Origin of the sequence: Streptomyces sp. 2131.1 (assembly GCF_900105515.1) — a bacterium.
In the GTDB taxonomy this organism is placed as follows: Bacteria; Actinomycetota; Actinomycetes; order Streptomycetales; family Streptomycetaceae; genus Streptomyces; species Streptomyces drozdowiczii.
Genome location: NZ_FNSY01000001.1, coordinates 2,853,957 through 2,869,853 on the forward strand (window position 1 = coordinate 2,853,957; position 15,897 = coordinate 2,869,853).

At 71.6% G+C, this 15,897-nt stretch carries 18 protein-coding genes and 1 tRNA gene; 4 read left to right on the top strand and 15 right to left on the bottom strand.

Going from position 1 to position 15,897, the window contains the following annotated elements; genetic code table 11:
- Positions 1–11: 11 nt before the first annotated feature.
- Positions 12–93, bottom strand: a tRNA-Tyr gene (locus tag BLW14_RS12725).
- A gap of 215 nt (positions 94–308) precedes the next feature.
- Between BLW14_RS12725 and BLW14_RS12730 the strand changes: the two genes are divergently transcribed.
- From BLW14_RS12730 to BLW14_RS12740, 3 genes are all read left to right on the top strand, one after another.
- The gene (locus BLW14_RS12730; RefSeq protein WP_018519335.1) at positions 309–797 is read left to right on the top strand and encodes a YajQ family cyclic di-GMP-binding protein; all 489 of its coding nucleotides are present in this window, start codon (positions 309–311) and stop codon (positions 795–797) included.
- A 146-nt stretch (positions 798–943) separates the two neighbouring features.
- The gene (locus tag BLW14_RS12735; RefSeq protein ID WP_093707191.1) at positions 944–1,492 is read left to right on the top strand and encodes a methylated-DNA--[protein]-cysteine S-methyltransferase; all 549 of its coding nucleotides are present in this window, start codon (positions 944–946) and stop codon (positions 1,490–1,492) included.
- Positions 1,492–2,151 carry an alpha-ketoglutarate-dependent dioxygenase AlkB family protein gene (locus BLW14_RS12740; protein ID WP_093707193.1) on the top strand — a complete coding sequence of 220 codons (660 nt, stop codon included), beginning with the start codon at positions 1,492–1,494 and terminating at the stop codon, positions 2,149–2,151. Before BLW14_RS12735 ends, BLW14_RS12740 begins: the two co-directional genes overlap by 1 nt.
- A 2-nt stretch (positions 2,152–2,153) precedes the next feature.
- Here BLW14_RS12740 and BLW14_RS12745 read toward each other — a convergent pair whose 3' ends face one another.
- From BLW14_RS12745 to BLW14_RS12810, 14 genes are all read right to left on the bottom strand, one after another.
- On the bottom strand, positions 2,154–2,426 hold the full coding sequence (locus tag BLW14_RS12745; RefSeq protein WP_093707195.1) for a GlsB/YeaQ/YmgE family stress response membrane protein: 273 nt from the start codon (positions 2,424–2,426) through the stop codon (positions 2,154–2,156).
- Positions 2,427–2,517: 91 nt separating this feature from the next.
- Entirely contained in the window at positions 2,518–2,910 is a 393-nt protein-coding gene (locus BLW14_RS12750) for a YccF domain-containing protein (RefSeq protein WP_093707197.1), read from the bottom strand.
- Positions 2,907–3,770, bottom strand: a complete 864-nt coding sequence (htpX, locus tag BLW14_RS12755) for a zinc metalloprotease HtpX (protein WP_093707199.1) — start codon at positions 3,768–3,770, stop codon at positions 2,907–2,909. Before htpX ends, BLW14_RS12750 begins: the two co-directional genes overlap by 4 nt.
- A 195-nt stretch (positions 3,771–3,965) precedes the next feature.
- Positions 3,966–4,430 (bottom strand): MscL family protein, encoded by a 465-nt coding sequence (locus BLW14_RS12760; RefSeq protein WP_093707201.1) that lies wholly within the window; start codon positions 4,428–4,430, stop codon positions 3,966–3,968.
- 120 nt (positions 4,431–4,550) lie between these two features.
- On the bottom strand, positions 4,551–6,065 hold the full coding sequence (locus tag BLW14_RS12765; RefSeq protein WP_093707203.1) for an NADH-quinone oxidoreductase subunit N: 1,515 nt from the start codon (positions 6,063–6,065) through the stop codon (positions 4,551–4,553).
- On the bottom strand, positions 6,062–7,612 hold the full coding sequence (locus BLW14_RS12770; protein ID WP_093707205.1) for a complex I subunit 4 family protein: 1,551 nt from the start codon (positions 7,610–7,612) through the stop codon (positions 6,062–6,064). Before BLW14_RS12770 ends, BLW14_RS12765 begins: the two co-directional genes overlap by 4 nt.
- A 27-nt stretch (positions 7,613–7,639) precedes the next feature.
- Positions 7,640–9,640, bottom strand: coding sequence for an NADH-quinone oxidoreductase subunit 5 family protein (locus BLW14_RS12775; protein ID WP_093707207.1), 2,001 nt, complete (start codon positions 9,638–9,640; stop codon positions 7,640–7,642).
- Positions 9,637–10,065: an NADH-quinone oxidoreductase subunit NuoK gene (gene nuoK / locus BLW14_RS12780; RefSeq protein ID WP_093707209.1), complete on the bottom strand. Its 429-nt coding sequence runs from the start codon at positions 10,063–10,065 to the stop codon at positions 9,637–9,639. The genes BLW14_RS12775 and nuoK overlap by 4 nt, the downstream gene beginning before the upstream one ends.
- A complete protein-coding gene (locus BLW14_RS12785; protein ID WP_093707211.1) occupies positions 10,065–10,676 on the bottom strand; it encodes an NADH-quinone oxidoreductase subunit J family protein in 612 nt (203 codons plus the stop codon). The genes nuoK and BLW14_RS12785 overlap by 1 nt, the downstream gene beginning before the upstream one ends.
- Positions 10,673–11,410 (bottom strand): NuoI/complex I 23 kDa subunit family protein, encoded by a 738-nt coding sequence (locus tag BLW14_RS12790; protein WP_093707213.1) that lies wholly within the window; start codon positions 11,408–11,410, stop codon positions 10,673–10,675. The genes BLW14_RS12785 and BLW14_RS12790 overlap by 4 nt, the downstream gene beginning before the upstream one ends.
- Positions 11,410–12,378: a complex I subunit 1/NuoH family protein gene (locus BLW14_RS12795; RefSeq protein WP_093707215.1), complete on the bottom strand. Its 969-nt coding sequence runs from the start codon at positions 12,376–12,378 to the stop codon at positions 11,410–11,412. Before BLW14_RS12795 ends, BLW14_RS12790 begins: the two co-directional genes overlap by 1 nt.
- Complete coding sequence (locus tag BLW14_RS12800) at positions 12,375–13,391, bottom strand: NADH-quinone oxidoreductase subunit C (RefSeq protein WP_093707217.1); 1,017 nt, start codon at positions 13,389–13,391, stop codon at positions 12,375–12,377. The genes BLW14_RS12795 and BLW14_RS12800 overlap by 4 nt, the downstream gene beginning before the upstream one ends.
- Positions 13,388–14,029 carry an NADH-quinone oxidoreductase subunit B gene (locus BLW14_RS12805; protein ID WP_093707219.1) on the bottom strand — a complete coding sequence of 214 codons (642 nt, stop codon included), beginning with the start codon at positions 14,027–14,029 and terminating at the stop codon, positions 13,388–13,390. Before BLW14_RS12805 ends, BLW14_RS12800 begins: the two co-directional genes overlap by 4 nt.
- The gene (locus tag BLW14_RS12810) at positions 14,020–14,436 is read right to left on the bottom strand and encodes an NADH-quinone oxidoreductase subunit A (RefSeq protein WP_026242586.1); all 417 of its coding nucleotides are present in this window, start codon (positions 14,434–14,436) and stop codon (positions 14,020–14,022) included. Before BLW14_RS12810 ends, BLW14_RS12805 begins: the two co-directional genes overlap by 10 nt.
- 235 nt (positions 14,437–14,671) lie before the next feature.
- On the opposite strand from BLW14_RS12810, the gene BLW14_RS12815 reads away from it, so the two are divergent.
- Positions 14,672–15,871 carry a sensor histidine kinase gene (locus BLW14_RS12815; RefSeq protein WP_177153960.1) on the top strand — a complete coding sequence of 400 codons (1,200 nt, stop codon included), beginning with the start codon at positions 14,672–14,674 and terminating at the stop codon, positions 15,869–15,871.
- Positions 15,872–15,897: the final 26 nt, after the last annotated feature.

Sequence of the window (15,897 nt, forward strand, 5' to 3'; positions counted from 1 at the left end):
GGCCTTGCTTGTGGCGGCGCCAGGGTTCGAACCTGGGTAGGCTGAGCCGGCAGATTTACAGTCTGCTCCCTTTGGCCACTCGGGCACACCGCCAAGGGATGCCGCCTTCGAGTCCGGGTTTCCCGCGGTGCTCTCTGGCAACGACGTAAACAATACCTGATGACCGAGGGTGGTACGCCACCGGATTGTCCGGCGGTCCCCGCGGGCGCGGGTGGCTAGGCTTTGCCGGGCGGCAGGGCTCGCGGGTGACGCGGGCGCCGCGTCACGCACGTACATTCCAGCACCCCCGATCCAAGGAGCCACACGTCATGGCCGACTCCAGTTTCGACATCGTCTCGAAGGTCGAGCGGCAGGAGGTCGACAACGCCCTCAACCAGGCCGCCAAGGAGATCTCCACCCGTTACGACTTCAAGGGCACGGACGCCTCGATCGCGTGGTCCGGCGAGAAGATCCTGATGCAGGCGAACGGCGAGGAGCGGGTCAAGGCCATCCTCGACATCTTCCAGTCCAAGCTGATCAAGCGCGGGATCTCGCTGAAGTCGCTTGACGCCGGTGAGCCGCAGCTGTCCGGCAAGGAGTACAAGCTGTTCGCCTCGATCCAGGAGGGCATCTCCCAGGAGAACGCCAAGAAGGTCGCGAAGATCATCCGCGACGAGGGCCCCAAGGGCGTCAAGGCCCAGGTCCAGGGCGAGGAGCTGCGCGTCACCTCGAAGAGCCGGGACGACCTGCAGGCCGTGCAGGCGCTGCTGAAGGCCCAGGACTTCGACTTCGACGTGCAGTTCGCGAACTACCGCTAGAACGTGGTGGTCCGGGTGCGGAGGGTGTCGTTCCGCGCCCGGACTGCATGTCCGAATACCGCCGGTCGCGGCGGTTCGGGCGCAGCAGACTGGTCCGTGGCGGCCGGCGTTCCGGCCGGTCGTACGGACGAGGAGAGGGACCGGTCATGACCATGTACGCGACGGTCGACAGCCCGCTGGGTGAACTGCTGCTGGTCGGGGAAGAGGCCCCGGAGGCGGCGGGCATCGCGCTCGTCTCGCTCTCCCTGCCCGGCCAGAAGGGCGCCGCGGTGGTCCAGGACGGCTGGGTGCGCGCCCCCTCGGCGTTCGCGGGGGTCGCCGGTCAGCTGCGGGAGTACTTCGAGGGGCGCAGGACGCGCTTCGAGCTGGTGTACGCGCCGGGCCGGGGCACGGAGTTCCAGCGGCGGGTCTGGGCGGCCGTGGAGGCCGTTCCGTACGGGGAGACGGTCTCGTACGGGCAGATCGCCGAGCGAGTCGGCGCGAGCGGCGCCGGTGTTCGGGCCGTGGGCACGGCGATCGGGCGCAATCCGCTGCTGGTCGTGCGGCCGTGCCACCGGGTGATCGGTGCGGACGGCGCGCTGCGCGGGTACGCGGCCGGGCTGGAGCGCAAGGAGCGGCTGCTGGGGCTCGAAGGCGCCCTGCAGCGCGGAAAACGGCTGCTGGGGCTCGACGGCGCCGCCCTCGCCGCGCGCTGATGGACGGGCTCTTCCCCAGGTCGCGCGCTGTGATCGCACCGGGGGCCGTGCATGTGCCCGACTGGCTGTCGCCGGAGCGGCAGCGGGAGTTGGTGGCGGCGTGCCGGGAGTGGGCGCGCGGGCCCGTACCGCTGCGGCACACGGAGCTGCCTGGCGGGGGTGTGATGTCGGTGCGGACCGTGTGCCTGGGGTGGCACTGGCAGCCGTACCGCTACTCGCGTACGGCGGACGATGTGAACGGGGCGCCGGTGGCCCCGTTTCCGGCGTGGCTGGCGGATCTCGGGCGGGCGGCGGTCGCGGAGGCGTACGGGCCGGGAGGCGACTCGGAGGCGTACGCGCCGGATGCCGCGCTGGTCAACTTCTACGACGGCACGGCCCGGATGGGCATGCACCGGGACAACGAGGAGCGGTCCGGGGCGCCCGTGGTGTCGCTCAGCATCGGCGACACATGTGTCTTCCGGTTCGGCAACACGGAGGGCCGGGGCAGGCCGTGGACGGACGTGGAGCTGGCGTCCGGGGATCTGTTCGTGTTCGGCGGGCCGTCGCGCCGGGCGTTCCACGGGGTGCCCGCGGTCCGGCCCGGAACCGCTCCTCCCGGTACGGGGATGAGCGGTGGCCGGCTCAATGTGACGTTGCGTGAGACGGGGCTGCGGGGCTGACGTCAGCGCCGTTCGCGGGAGTTGCCGAAGAGCAGCCGGTAGGCGATCAGCAGGACCAGCGAGCCGCCGATGGCCGCGACCCAGGTGGCCGGGTCGAAGAAGTGCTTGGAGATCTCGCGGTCCAGGAAGCGCGACGATATCCAGCCACCGAGGAAGGCGCCGACGACGCCTATGAGGGTCGTGCCCACCAGGCCGCCGGGGTCGCGCCCCGGCAGCAGGATCTTGGCGATGACGCCCGCGACGAGCCCGAGAATGATCCAGCCGATAATGGTCATGCGTGCGAACCTACCTGTCCCTCTGTCCTGAAATCGAAGACGCGGGTGAGGGGCGGACGGTTGCGCGACGAGGCTCTCGGCCCCGGCCCGGCTACCAGCCGGCGAACTCCTCGTCGGTGCTGACGATCTCCTTGCCGAACGGCATCAGGGACACCGGGATCAGCTTGAAGTTGGCGATTCCCAGGGGGATGCCGATGATCGTGATGCACAGGGCGATGCCGGTGGTGATGTGGCCGAGCGCCAGCCACCAGCCGGCGAGGACCAGCCAGAGCACGTTGCCCACGCAGGACGGCGCGCCCGCGTCCCGGCGGTCGACGACCCGGTGGCCGAAGGGCCACAGGGCGTACAGACCGATCCGGAAGGCGGCCAGGCCGAAGGGGATGCCGATGATCGTGATGCAGAGCAGGAGTCCCGCGAGCAGGTAGCCGAGGAACATCCAGAATCCGCACAGGATCAGCCAAATGACGTTCAGAATGGTTTTCACGGGCGAGGACCTGCCATCTGCTCGAGTCGGGCGATGCGCTCCGCCATCGGCGGGTGGGTGGAGAACAGCTTGGACATACCCTGCCCCGCGCGAAACGGATTAGCGATCATCATGTGGCTCGCCGTCTCGAGCCTCGGCTCCGGGGGCAGGGGGAGCTGCTGCGTCCCCGCCTCCAGCTTCCGCAGGGCTCCGGCCAGGGCCAGCGGGTCTCCGGTCAGCCGGGCACCCGAGGCGTCAGCCTCGTACTCCCGGGAGCGGCTGACGGCGAGCTGGATGACCGACGCGGCGAGCGGGCCCAGGATCATGATCAGCAGCATGCCGAGGAGACCGGGGCCCTCGTCGTCGTTGGAGCGGCCGACCGGGATCAGCCAGGCGAAGTTGACCAGGAACATGACGACGGAGGCCAGGGCGCCGGCGACCGAGGAGATGAGGATGTCCCGGTTGTAGACGTGGCTCAGTTCGTGACCGAGGACGCCGCGCAGCTCGCGCTCGTCCAGGAGACTCAGAATGCCCTCGGTGCAGCAGACCGCCGCGTTGCGCGGATTGCGGCCGGTCGCGAAGGCGTTGGGCGCCTGGGTCGGCGAGATGTAGAGGCGGGGCATGGGCTGGCGGGCGGACGTGGAGAGCTCGCGGACGATGCGGTAGAGCTGGGGCGCCTCGAACTCGCTGACCGGGCGGGCGCGCATGGCCCGCAGCGCCAGCTTGTCGCTGTTCCAGTACGCGTACGCGTTGGTGCCGATCGCGACCAGGAGGGCGACGATCAGACCCGTCCGTCCGAAGAAGCTGCCGATGACGATGATGAGTGCGGACAGGCCCCCGAGGAGTACGGCGGTTCTCAGCCCGTTGTGCCGGCGGTGCACGGTACGCCCTCCAAATCGTGCAGCAGGGGAACCCTTGCTGGGTGGGGCTCCACTCCCCAGTGGAGCCTCCCGTACTGGTCAACGCCAGGCGGCGGGAGCGAGTTCCCTGGTGCGGACGGCCGTACGGCCGGAGCCCGCCACCGCTGTACGCGCGGGGCGGGCTCTGGGCCGTACGGGTGGAGGCGCTCGGTGCGCTCAGCGCTGGACGGGGAGCTTCGCCTGTTCGAGGGCCGCCGGGTCGGGCTCGACCTCGCTGGTGCAGTGGGCGCAGCGGGAGGCGATGGCCGGGATCTCGGTGTAGCAGCGGGGGCAGTCGCGCAGGGCGGCCTTGATGTCGACGGGCTCGTCCGCCTTCTTGGCGGTGAAGCGGTCCTGGACCTTGGCCATCGGCATGACGACGCCGAAGTAGAGGACCGCGGCGGTGATGATGAAGGCGATGGCGGCGCTGATGAACAGGCCGTACGGGAAGTCCACGCCGTCGACCTTGAAGTGCGCCTTGCTGAAGTCGCCGGTTCCGCGCGTGATGATGCCGATCAGCGGGACGATGAAGCCGTTGCTGAACCCGGTGACGACTGCGGTGAACGCGGCTCCGACGGCGAGACCGACCGCCATGGAGATGACGTTTCCGCGCAGGATGAAGTCCTTGAACCCGCTCAGCACTGCTCTGGCTCCTCTTGGTGATCCGGATGTCGTACGCGCCCGTGCGCGAGGCATGACCCTGCCCTGTGCGGCCCGCCGGGGGCAAACCGATCTTGCCGTCCCTGGAACCGGCGAACTGCCTCAGAAGAGGTTGACGCCGGCGAATCTGAGGACGGTCTGCGGGGCGCCCGACAGGACGACTCCGGCGGCGGCCGTGAGGACGATCGCCGCGGTCAGCGGCGCCGGGACCCGGGGCCGTACGACGGGCGCGGCCTCCTCCTCGGAGGGGCCGCGGAACAGCGCGGCGGTCCACCGGAGGTAGTAGTACAGCGCGACCACGACGTTGACGGCCATGACGACGGCGAGCCAGCCGAGGCCGGCGTCGACGGCGGCGGAGAAGACCGTGACCTTCGCGAACAGGCCGATGACGCCCGGCGGCAGGCCGGCGAGGCAGAGCAGGAAGAAGGCCAGCGCGAGGGCGGCCAGGGGCCGGGTGGCGTACAGGCCGCGGTAGTCGTCGATGCGGTTGCCGGGGTGGGTACGGGCGACCAGGGCGGCCACCGCGAACGCGCCGAGGTTCACGACGGCGTACATAAGCGCGTACGCGACGGTGGAGCCGATCCGGCGCTCCCCGGCGTACGCGGCGGCGGCTACGGGGACGAGCAGGTAACCGGCCTGGGCGACGGAGGACCAGGCGAGCAGGCGTACGGCGCCGCGCGCGCGGGAAGCGCTCTGGCGCAGCGCGGCGACGTTGCCGACGGTCATCGTGAGCGCGGCGAGGACGGCGAGGGCGGGGCCCCACACGTCCGCGTACGCCGGGAAGGCGACCACGGTGACGAGGATGAGGCCGGAGAAGCCGACCGCCTTGCCGACGACCGAGAGGTAGGCGGCGATGGGCAGCGGGGCTCCGACGTACGTGTCGGGCACCCAGAAGTGGAAGGGCGCGGCGGCCGTCTTGAAGGCGAAGCCGACGAGGGTGAGGGCGACGCCCGCCCCGGCGAGGGTGGAGAGCTGGGGGTCGACGTGGTCGAGGCGGCCGGTCAGGTCGGTGAGGTGGAGGGTGCCGGTGGCCGCGTACACGAAGCTGACGCCCAGGAGCATGACGGCGGTGGCGACCACGGAGGACAGGAAGAACTTCAGCGCGGCCTCGGAGGAACGGCGGTCGCCGCGCTTGATGCCGACGAGGGCGAAGGCGGGCAGCGAGGCGACTTCGAGGGCGATGACCAGCGTGGCGAGGTCCCGGGATGCGGGCAGCAGCGCGGCTCCGGCGGCGGACGACAGCAGCAGGAACCAGAACTCGCCGGCCGGGAGCTTGCGGGTGTCGCCGATGGAGAGCAACGCGGTGAGCAGGGCGCCGCCGAGCACGAGGGCCTGGATGACGAGGGTGAAGTGGTCGGCGGTGTAGCTGCACGCGTGGCTGCCCGTGGTGAGGCAGAAGGTGGAGCGGTCGCCGTCGTGGAGCGGGACGATCAGTGCGAGCGCGGCGACGAGTCCGGCGACGGCCCCGTAGCCGAGGAGCGGTTTGCGGGCCTCGGGGACGAAGAGGTCGGCGACCAGGACGACGAGGGCGACGGCCGCGGCGGTGAGCGGGGGCGCGATCGCGAGCCAGTCGACGGACTGGACGAGGCTGGTGGCGCTCTCGGCCGCTGTGGTCACGACTTGCCTCCTGCGAGGAGCTTCTGCACTGCCGGGTCGGTGAGGCCTAGGAGGACGGCGGGCCACAGGCCGGCGAGGACGGTGAGGGCCGCGAGGGGGGTCCAGGCGGCGAATTCATAGCTCTGGACGTCGGCGATGGCCCGGGGTTCGTCGCGGTTCGCGCCCATGCAGACGCGGCGTACGACGATCAGGAGGTACGCGGCGGTGAGCAGGGTGCCGAACGCGGCGATCGACATGAACGTCAGGAAGGCGGGCCTGCTCAGTCCGGCGGCCGGGTCGAACGCGCCGAACAGGGCGAGCATCTCGCCCCAGAACCCGGCGAGTCCGGGCAGGCCGAGCGAGGCGACGGCGGCGAACGCGAGGAGGCCGCCGAGGCGGGGCGCGCGGCCGTAGAGCGCGGCGCCGGTGGCCCCGGCGAGGGTGTCGAGGTCGGCGGTGCCGTACCGGTCCTTGACGGCGCCGACCAGGAAGAACAGCAGGCCGGTGATGAGGCCGTGGGCGATGTTGGCGAAGAGCGCGCCGTTGACGCCGGTCGGGGTCATGCTCGCGATGCCGAGGAGGACGAAGCCCATGTGGCCGACGGAGGAGTACGCGATGAGCCGCTTCAGGTCGCCCTTGGCGCCGGGCCGGGCGAGGGCCAGGCAGGCGAGCGATCCGTAGACGATCCCGGCGACGGCGAAGGCCGCGAGGTACGGGGCGAAGGTGTGCATCCCGTCGGGGGCGACCGGGAGCAGGATGCGGACGAACCCGTACGTGCCCATCTTCAGCAGGACGCCCGCGAGGAGCACCGAGCCGACCGTGGGGGCGGCGGTGTGGGCGTCGGGGAGCCAGCTGTGCAGCGGCCACATCGGGGTCTTCACGGCGAGCCCGATGCCGATCGCCAGAACGGCGGTGACCTGCACGGACGTGGTGAGCCCGCGGCCGTTGTCAGTGGCGAGTGCCACCATGTCGAAGGTGCCGCTCTTCAGTCCGATGAGGAGCAGGCCCAGCAGCATGACGACCGAGCCGAGCAGTGTGTAGAGGATGAATTTCCAGGCGGCCGCCTGCCTCCCCGCACCGCCCCATCGGGCGATGAGGAAGTACATCGGGATGAGCACCATCTCGAACGCCAGGAAGAACAGGATCAGGTCGAGGACGGCGAAGGTGGCGAGGGTGCCGGACTCCAGGACGAGGATCAGCGCGACGAAGGCCTTCGGGGAGGGCCCTTCGGGCAGCTTGAAGTAGCTGTAGAGCGCGCAGAGGAAGGTCAGCAGCGCGGTCAGTACGAGCAGGGGGAGCGAGATGCCGTCGATGCCGAGGTGGATGCGTACGTCCAGCGCGGGGATCCAGCTGATGTCGGTGGTGGCCTGCATCTTCGACGGGTGGTCGTGGTCGAAGCCGGCGGCCAGCACCAGGGTCGCCAGGAAGATGACACCGGTGACGGTCACGCCGTGGCGGAGCACGGCCTGGTCGGGGCTGCGGCCCTTCAGCCCGGGCGGGGCGGGGAGCAGGGCGGCGACGGCGCCGACGAGCGGGCCGACGACGACCAACGCCAGAAGGAACTGCATCACGGATGCGCTGATATCGATCACGGCTCAGGACCCCGCGTTGACGTTGGCGAAGACGACGGCGGCGACCGCCAGGACCAGGGAACCGGCCAGCAGCGCGCTGAGGTAGGTCTGCACGTTGCCGGTCTGGGCGCGGCGGACCGCCGTGCCGAGCCAGCGTGCGCCGGTGGCTGAGCCTCGTACGTAGGTCTCGACGACCTCGCGGTCCAGGAAGCGGACGAGGCGTGCCGCGGCTTGGACGGGCCGGACGAACAGCGCCGCGTACAGGGCGTCCAGGTGGAAGCCGGTGGCCGCGTGGCGGTGGAGCGGGCCGAGCAGCAGGCGTCCGGGGTCGGCCGGGTCGGGCGCGTCCCCGGCCGGGCCGTAGGCGGCGGTGCGGGCCTCGATGGCCTCGATCTCGACGAGGGCCGGTTCGGCGTCCGGGTGGGCGACGACGGAGCCCATGGGGACGCGGGCGGCGAGGGCGGTGGTGTGGCGCCAGGCCGCGTAGGTGACCAGTCCGCCGACGAGACCGACGCCCGTGGACAGGACGGCGGTGGTCAGCGAGGGGACCAGGCGGTGGCCGTCGAACCAGTCGCCGATCACGCCGACGCTCAGCCCGAGGGCGATGGTCGGGACGGCCAGCACCCACAGGACGGCGGTCATGGCGGCGGGCTGCCTGCCGTGGTCGGGGGCCTCGGCGCCCCGGCCCCGGAAGGCGAGGAGCCAGAGCCGGGTGGCGTAGGCGGCGGTGAGCACGGCGGCCAGCAGGCCGGCGACGAGGACCGTCCAGCCGGCGGCGGCCGGGGCGACGTGCCGGTCGCCGAGCGCGGTGTGTTCGGCGGCGACGAGGACGGCTTCCTTGGAGAAGAAGCCGGCGAACGGGGGGATGGCGGCCAGCGCGAGCAGCGCGACGGTCATCGTCCAGTAGGCGTCCGGGATGCGGCGGGCGAGGCCGCCCATCCGGGACATGGCGGCCAGCGAGTTGGTGCCGGCGGCGTGGATGACGACGCCGGCCGCGAGGAAGAGGACCGCCTTGAAGGCACCGTGCGAGACGAGGTGGAAGACGGCGGCCCCGCGGTCGCCGACGGCCAGGGCGCCGGACATGTAGCCGAGCTGCCCGATGGTCGAGTAGGCGAGGACGCGCTTGATGTCGTCCTGGGCGAGGGCGGCGAGGCCGGACCCGATCATCGTGACGGCCGCCATCACGGCGAGGACGACGAGGGCGGCGCCGGAGGCCGCGAAGACGGGGAGGAGCCGGGCCACGAAGTAGATGCCGGCGGCGACCATGGTCGCCGCGTGGATCAGCGCCGAGACGGGGGTGGGGCCGGCCATGGCGTCGGGCAGCCAGGTGTGCAGGGGGAACTGCGCGGACTTGCCCGCGACCCCGGCCAGGAGCAGGAGCGCGATGAGGGTGGGGTGATCGAGGCCGCCGTGGGCCACGGCGCCCAGGATGCGGGTGATGCGGAAGGAGCCGGTGTCGGCGGCGAGCGCGAACAGGCCGATGAGGAAGGGGACGTCGCCGAGCTTGGTGACCAGGAACGCCTTCAGCGACGCGGCGCGGGCCTCGGGCGTCTCCCAGTAGTGGCCGACCAGGAAGTACGAGCAGATGCCCATGACCTCCCAGCCGACCAGGAGCACCATCAGGTCGCCGGAGTAGACGACGAGCAGCATCGCGGAAGTGAAGAGGGAGACGAGCGCCGCGTACGAGGGGTAGCGGGGGTCGTCCCGGAGGTAGGCGGTCGAGTAGATCTGCACGCAGCTCGCGACCAGGGCGACCAGCACGGCGACCAGGACGGCGAAGCCGTCGAGGTGCAGGGCGAGGTCGATGGGGACGGACCCGGTGGGGGTGAGCTGGGTCGCCGCGTCGATGGCCCGGCCGCCGCCCTGGCGTGAGGCGACCACGGCCGCGAGGACGAGCGAGGCGAGGGAGGGCAGGACGGCGAGCGGGCGGACGAACTCGGGCGCGGTGCGGCCGATGAGCAGGCCGGCCGCGGCGCCCAGGAACGGGAGGAGGGGGACGAGGACGGCGAGGGTCGTGGTGGTCACGGGGTGGCCTCTGCCTTCTTTGCCTTCCCTGCCGCAGCAGTGGCCTGGTCTTCGGGGCGGGCGGTGTCCGCCGGGTCGTCGTCCTCGTCGTCGCCGGCCGGGACGGTCTCGGCCTCGTCGGTCTCGGCGGTGTCGCGGAGGCGGTCGACGGCGGAGCTGCCGCGGTTGCGGTAGACGGCGAGGACGATCGCCAGGCCGATGCCGATCTCCGCCGCCGCGACGGCGATGGTGAACAGGGTGAGGGCCTGGCCGGAGTGCAGGCGGTCGCGGAGCCAGACGTCGAAGGCGACCAGGTTGAGGTTGACGGCGTTGAGCATCAGCTCGACGGACATCAGGACGAGGATCGCGTTGCGGCGGGCGAGGACTCCGTACAGCCCGGTGCAGAAGAGGAGGGCGGCGAGCACGGCGGGATAGGCGAGGTGCATCAGCGCTTGTCCTCTCGTTCCGGGGCGGCTGCGGGGGTGCCGTCGACGGGTGCGGCGGCCCGGCCCTTGCGGGAGAGGACGATCGCGCCGACCAGGGCGGCGAGCAGGAGGACGGAGAGTGCCTCGAAGGGGAGGACCCAGTTCCGGAAGAGGAAGGAGCCGGTGGCCTTCGTGGAGCCCTGGGCGGGCCCGTCCAGGTCGATCCACGTCGTACGGAAGGCGTCCACGACGACCCAGACCAGGGCGCCGGCGGAGGCGACGGCGACCGCGAGGGCGGGCAGGCGGTTCTCCGAGTCGGCGTCCGGGGAGCGGCCGATCGGGGCCCTGGTGAGCATCAGGCCGAACAGGAGGAGGACGACGACGGAACCCACGTAGATCAGTACCTGCACCCAGGCGATGAACTCCGCCGTGAGCAGGAGGTACTCGACGGCGAGGCCGCCGAGCGCCACGATCAGCCAGAGGGCCGCGTGCACCAGCTGCCTGGTCGTGACGGTCACCAGGGCCGCGCCGAGGGTCGCGATGCCGACGAGGACGAAGGCGATCTCGACGCCGGTCGGGGAGAGGAAGCCAGGGGCCGCGGTGGCGCCGGAGGCGCCGAGGGCGGTGATCATGCGTCGCCCTCCCCTGCGTCCGGCTTTGCTGCGTCCGGCTTTGCTGCGTCCGGCTTTGCTGCGTCCGGCTTTGCTGCGTCCGGCTTTGCTGCGTCCGGCTTTGCTGCGTCCGGCTTTGCTGCGTCCGGCTTTGCTGCGTCTGCCTCTGCGGCGGCTTCCTGCGCCTGCTGTGCCTCTTGTGCCTGCTGTGCCTCTTGTGCCTGCTGTTCCTGCTGGGCGCGGAGTTTGTCGGCCGTCTTGCGGGCGGCGGCGATCTCCTTCGGCTCCTCGGCGTGCGGGTCGAGCGCGGGCGGCTCGGGGACCGTCCACATCCAGTCGCGCAGCTTGTCGCGCTCATGGGTGAGGTCGAGGATGTCCGTCTCCGCGTACTCGAACTCCGGCGACCAGAACAGCGCGTCGAACGGGCAGACCTCGATGCAGATGCCGCAGTACATGCAGAGCGAGAAGTCGATCGCGAAGCGGTCGAGCACGTTGCGGCTGCGTTCGCGGCCGCCCGGGGCCGCCGCGGGCACCGTCTCCTTGTGGGAGTCGATGTAGATGCACCAGTCGGGGCACTCGCGGGCGCAGAGCATGCAGACCGTGCAGTTCTCCTCGAACAGCGCGATGACGCCGCGGGAGCGGGGCGGGAGTTCGGGCTGCACGTCCGGGTACTGGGCGGTGACGGTCTTCTTCGTCATCGTCCGCAGGGTGACGGCGAGGCCCTTGGCCAGACCTGAGCCGGGGATCGGGGGCACTAGTTGATCGCCACCTTCACGATGCCGGTGAGCGCGATCTGCGCGAGAGCGAGCGGGATGAGGGTCGTCCAGGCGAGCTTCTGCAGCTGGTCCTCGCGCAGGCGCGGGTAGCTGACCCGCAGCCAGATCACGACGAACGCGAGGATGCCGGTCTTCAGCAGGGTCCAGACCCAGCCGAGTCCGTCGGCGCCCAGCGGTCCGTGCCAGCCGCCGAGGAACAGCACGGTGGTCAGCCCGCAGAGCACGACGATCCCGGCGTACTCGGCGAGCAGGAACAGGGCGAAGCGGAGGCCGGTGTACTCGGTGTACGCGCCGAAGATGATCTCCGAGTCGGCGACCGGCATGTCGAACGGGGGGCGCTGGAGTTCGGCGAGACCGGCCACGAAGAAGACCAGGGCGCCGATGATCTGCCAGGGCAGCCACCACCACTCGAAGGCGTCGAGGATGCCGGGCAGCGACACCGTGCCGGCCGCCATCGCCACCGAGGCGGCGGCGAGCAGCATCGGCAGTTCGTACGCGAGCAGTTGGGCGGCGGTACGGAGGCCGCCGAGCAGGGAGAACTTGTTCGCCGACGCCCAGCCGGCCATGAGCGAGCCGAGTACGCCGACGCCCATCACCGCGAGCACGAAGAAGATGCCGGCGTCGACGACCTGGCCGACCGCGCCCTCGCCCGGGCCGATCGGGATCGCGACCAGCACGAGCAGATACGGGAGGAGGGCCACGGCCGGCGCGAGGCGGAAGACCTTGCGGTCGGCGCCGGCGGGGACGATGTCCTCCTTCTGCGCGAACTTGACGCCGTCGGCGACGAGCTGGGCCCAGCCGTGGAAGCCGCCCGCGTACATGGGGCCCAGGCGGCCCTGCATGTGGGCCATGACCTTGTGTTCGGTCTGGCCGACGACGAGGGGGAGGACCATGAAGACGGCGAAGACGATGACGATGCGGAGGGCGACGTCCAGTGCGTCGTTCACTCTTGATCGCCTCCGTCGTCGGGGGTGGGGTCGTTGTCGGGGGCGGGTTCGGGGGCGGGTGCGGTGGGGGGTTCGGGGGCGGGTGCGGTGGGGGGTGCGGTGGGCTGGGCTTCTCCCCGACCCGCCCCTTCCCGAACCGGGGGCTCCGCCCCCGGACCCCCGCTCCTCAAACGCCGGAGGGGCTGGTCTTCGCCCGCCGTGTGCCACGGGGCGTCCGCCCCCTGCTGGCTCGCCGAGCCCTGGGACGCGCTGCGGCTGCGGCGCGGGCGGGTTGCCGGGGCGTCCGGCGGGGCCGCCGCGTCGGGAGTGCCCGGGGTCGCCTCGCCCGCCGTGCGGGTACGCCGGACCGGGCGGTCCCCCGCAGCGCGCGCTCCGCGCGCAGGACGTGCCGGTGCCGGCGGCAGCTGGCCCTTCAGCGGGCCCCACTCGTTCGGGTCCGGAACGCCCGGCGGGAGCATCGTGCGGCGCTTCGGGCCGCCGTGTTCGGACTCGCCCGGTTCCTTCGCGCCCGGCCAGGCCTTCGCGACGCGGGCGGCCAGGACGAAGTCCTTGCGCAGGGGGTGGCCCTCGAAGCCCTCGGGGAGCAGGAGGGGGACCAGGTGAGGGTGGTCCGCGAAGTCGACGCCGAACATCTCGTGCGTCTCGCGTTCGTGCCAGGCGGCACCCGCGTACACACCGATCGCCGTCGGCAGGACCGGAGCCTCGTGCGGCACCGTCGTACGGACGAGGAGGCGGCGGACACCGGACCCGCCGGACGGCAGCGCCGCTACATGCGCGCAGACCCGGAAGCCCGTGCCCGGTTCGTCCACCGCGCTCAGCCAGTCGAAGTAGGTGCAGCCCAGAGTGGACCGGGCCGTTTCCAGGGCGGTGATCCACGCGGTGGGCGGGACGTCGACGGTGAGGAGGTCGTACGCCTGCTCCGCGGTGGCTTCCTCGCCGAAGATCTCGGTGACCGCGTCCGGGAGCCGGTCGAAGGTGACCGCGTCCGGGAGCCGGTCGAAGGAGTCGGTCACTTCCCGTCCCCCTCCCCCGCGGCCGGAGGCGGAGTCACCAGGCCGCTGCGCAGGGCCGCCGTGGAGGGGCGGCCGCCCGCGGCATCCGCGTAACGCTCGCCCAGCGACTCGCGCGCGATCTTCTCCTGGAGCTTCAGGATGCCCTGGAGCAGCGCCTCGGGGCGGGGCGGGCAGCCGGGGACGTAGACGTCGACGGGGATGATCTGGTCGACGCCCTTGGTGACGGAGTACGAGTCCCAGTACGGACCGCCGCAGTTGGAGCAGGCGCCGAAGGAGATGACGTACTTGGGCTCGGGCATCTGCTCGTACAGGCGCTTGACCGCCGGGGCCATCTTGTCCGTCACCGTGCCGGAGACGATCATGAGGTCGGCCTGGCGCGGGCCCGGCGCGAAGGGGATGACGCCGAGCCGGATGAAGTCGTGGCGCGCCATGGACGCGGCGATGAACTCGATGGCGCAGCAGGCGAGTCCGAAGTTGAAGACCCAGAGGCTGTAGCGGCGGCCCCAGTTGAGGACCACCTTCATCGGTTCCGGCGCGAGGCGGGACAGGACGCCCAGACGCTTCGGTTCCGGGAGGAACGTGGGTACGGCGGCGGGTTCGTCCCCCGCCCCTGCGGACGACGGGCTCGTCACGTCCATTCGAGGACGCCCTTCTTCCATGCGTAGAGCAGTCCCACGGCCAGGAAACCGAGGAAGATGAACATTTCCACCAGCGTGGTCGCGCCGTAGCCCGGCGCCGCGAAGACCGTCGCCCACGGGAACAGGAAGATCGAGTCGACGGCGAAGATCACGTACAGGAACGCGTAGACGTAGTAGCGGACCTGGGTGTGGGCCCAGCCCTCGCCGACGGGATCCACGCCGCACTCGTACGTGAGGAGCTTCTCCGGGGTCGGGACCACGGGGCGCAGCAGCCGGCCGGCTCCGAAGGCGACCGCGACGAACAGGACGCCGACCAGGGCGAGCAGTCCGACCACCGAGTAGCTGTGGAAGTAGTCCGAGGACGCGAGCACCGCCCGCGTGGGCGCCACACCCGGTAGGTCCGCCACGTCCGCCCCTCGCTCCCTCAACCCCGTTCGACGATCTGTACGCACGGGAGTCTAGGCCCTGTAAAGGGCGGGTAAGCAGTTGCGTCGGGCAACGGACGGGGAACGAGTACGGCACGGGTGGGGAAGGAGTGGGGCACGGGCGGGGGCGGAGTGGGGGCACGGGTGGGGATATCCCTACTTCACCTCACCCACGAGCCCCATGGCATCCGCATGCCGCGCCCGGCAGGCTGGTCGTATGACCATGAGCCCCCAGGTGCCCTCCGACGACGGGCCCCCTCCCGTCCGCTTCGCCTTCGGCCGGTGGACGTGGAAGGAGGTCGCGCACCTCCTCGCCAATCTGCCGATGGCGATCGCCGGATTTGTTTACACAGTGTTGATGACCGCGATCGGCGTGGGCCTCGCGGTCACCGTCGTCGGGCTGCCGCTGCTCGCCGCCGGGCTGCAGGGGTCCCGGCTGATCGGGCGGGCCGAGCGCGCCCGGGCCCGGAAGCTGCTCGGGGTCCGGGTCGACGAGCCGAGCCCGCTCGCGCGGGGCCGTCGGGAGAACGGGTTCTTCGCCTGGCTGTGGAGCGGTCTGAGCGACCCGGTCGCCTGGCGGACTGCGCTGTACTCGTTCGTACGGCTGCCGTGGGGCATCCTCACCTTCACCGTGACGCTCGTCTGCCTCATCGTGTGGCCGGCGCTCCCCTATGTGGCGCGGCTCCTGGCCAACGCGGACCGGGCCATGGTGCGCGGGATGCTCTCCCCCTCGGACGACCTCGAACGCCGCATCGCGGAGCTGGAGTCGGACCGGGGCGTGGTCGTCGACACGGCCGCCGCGGACCTGCGCCGCATCGAGCGCGACCTGCACGACGGGGCGCAGGCCCGGCTCGTCGCCCTCGCGATGGGGCTCGGCCTGGCCAAGGAGAAGCTGACCGACGACCCGGAGGCCGCGGCCCGCATGGTCGAGGAGGCGCACGGCGAGGTGAAGGTCGCCCTCCAGGAGCTGCGCGACCTGGCCCGGGGCATCCACCCGGCCGTCCTCACCGACCGGGGCCTGGACGCCGCGCTGTCCGCCATCGCGTCGCGCTGCACGGTGCCGGTCACCGTACGGGTGGATCTTCCGGGGCGGCCGGCGCAGGCCATCGAGGGCATCGCGTACTTCACGGTCTCCGAGCTCCTCCAGAACGTGAGCAAGCACAGCGGGGCCCGTACGGCGTCCGTCGACGTGTGGCGCTCCGGCGACCGGCTGCTGATCCAGGTCGGCGACGACGGCCGGGGCGGGGCCTCGATGGACGGCGGTACGGGGATGGCGGGGCTCGCGGAGCGGCTGGACGCGGTCGACGGGGTCTTCGTACTCGACTCCCCCGCCGGCGGCCCGACGACCGTCACGGCGGAGCTGCCGTGGCGCGACCGGGAGACCGACAGGAGCGCGGCCCGCACGCACACCGCGTGACAGCGGCCCGCACGCACACCGCGCAA

Bases quoted from the DNA above. Each gene is read 5' to 3' on its own strand.
- BLW14_RS12805 (WP_093707219.1), bottom strand. From the start codon at position 14,029: ATGGACGTGACGAGCCCGTCGTCCGCAGGGGCGGGGGACGAACCCGCC.
- BLW14_RS12770 (WP_093707205.1), bottom strand. From the start codon at position 7,612: ATGCAGTTCCTTCTGGCGTTGGTCGTCGTCGGCCCGCTCGTCGGCGCC.
- BLW14_RS12740 (WP_093707193.1), top strand. From the start codon at position 1,492: ATGGACGGGCTCTTCCCCAGGTCGCGCGCTGTGATCGCACCGGGGGCC.
- nuoK (WP_093707209.1), bottom strand. From the start codon at position 10,065: ATGCACCTCGCCTATCCCGCCGTGCTCGCCGCCCTCCTCTTCTGCACC.
- BLW14_RS12815 (WP_177153960.1), top strand. From the start codon at position 14,672: ATGACCATGAGCCCCCAGGTGCCCTCCGACGACGGGCCCCCTCCCGTC.
- BLW14_RS12730 (WP_018519335.1), top strand. From the start codon at position 309: ATGGCCGACTCCAGTTTCGACATCGTCTCGAAGGTCGAGCGGCAGGAG.
- BLW14_RS12735 (WP_093707191.1), top strand. From the start codon at position 944: ATGACCATGTACGCGACGGTCGACAGCCCGCTGGGTGAACTGCTGCTG.
- BLW14_RS12745 (WP_093707195.1), bottom strand. From the start codon at position 2,426: ATGACCATTATCGGCTGGATCATTCTCGGGCTCGTCGCGGGCGTCATC.
- BLW14_RS12785 (WP_093707211.1), bottom strand. From the start codon at position 10,676: ATGATCACCGCCCTCGGCGCCTCCGGCGCCACCGCGGCCCCTGGCTTC.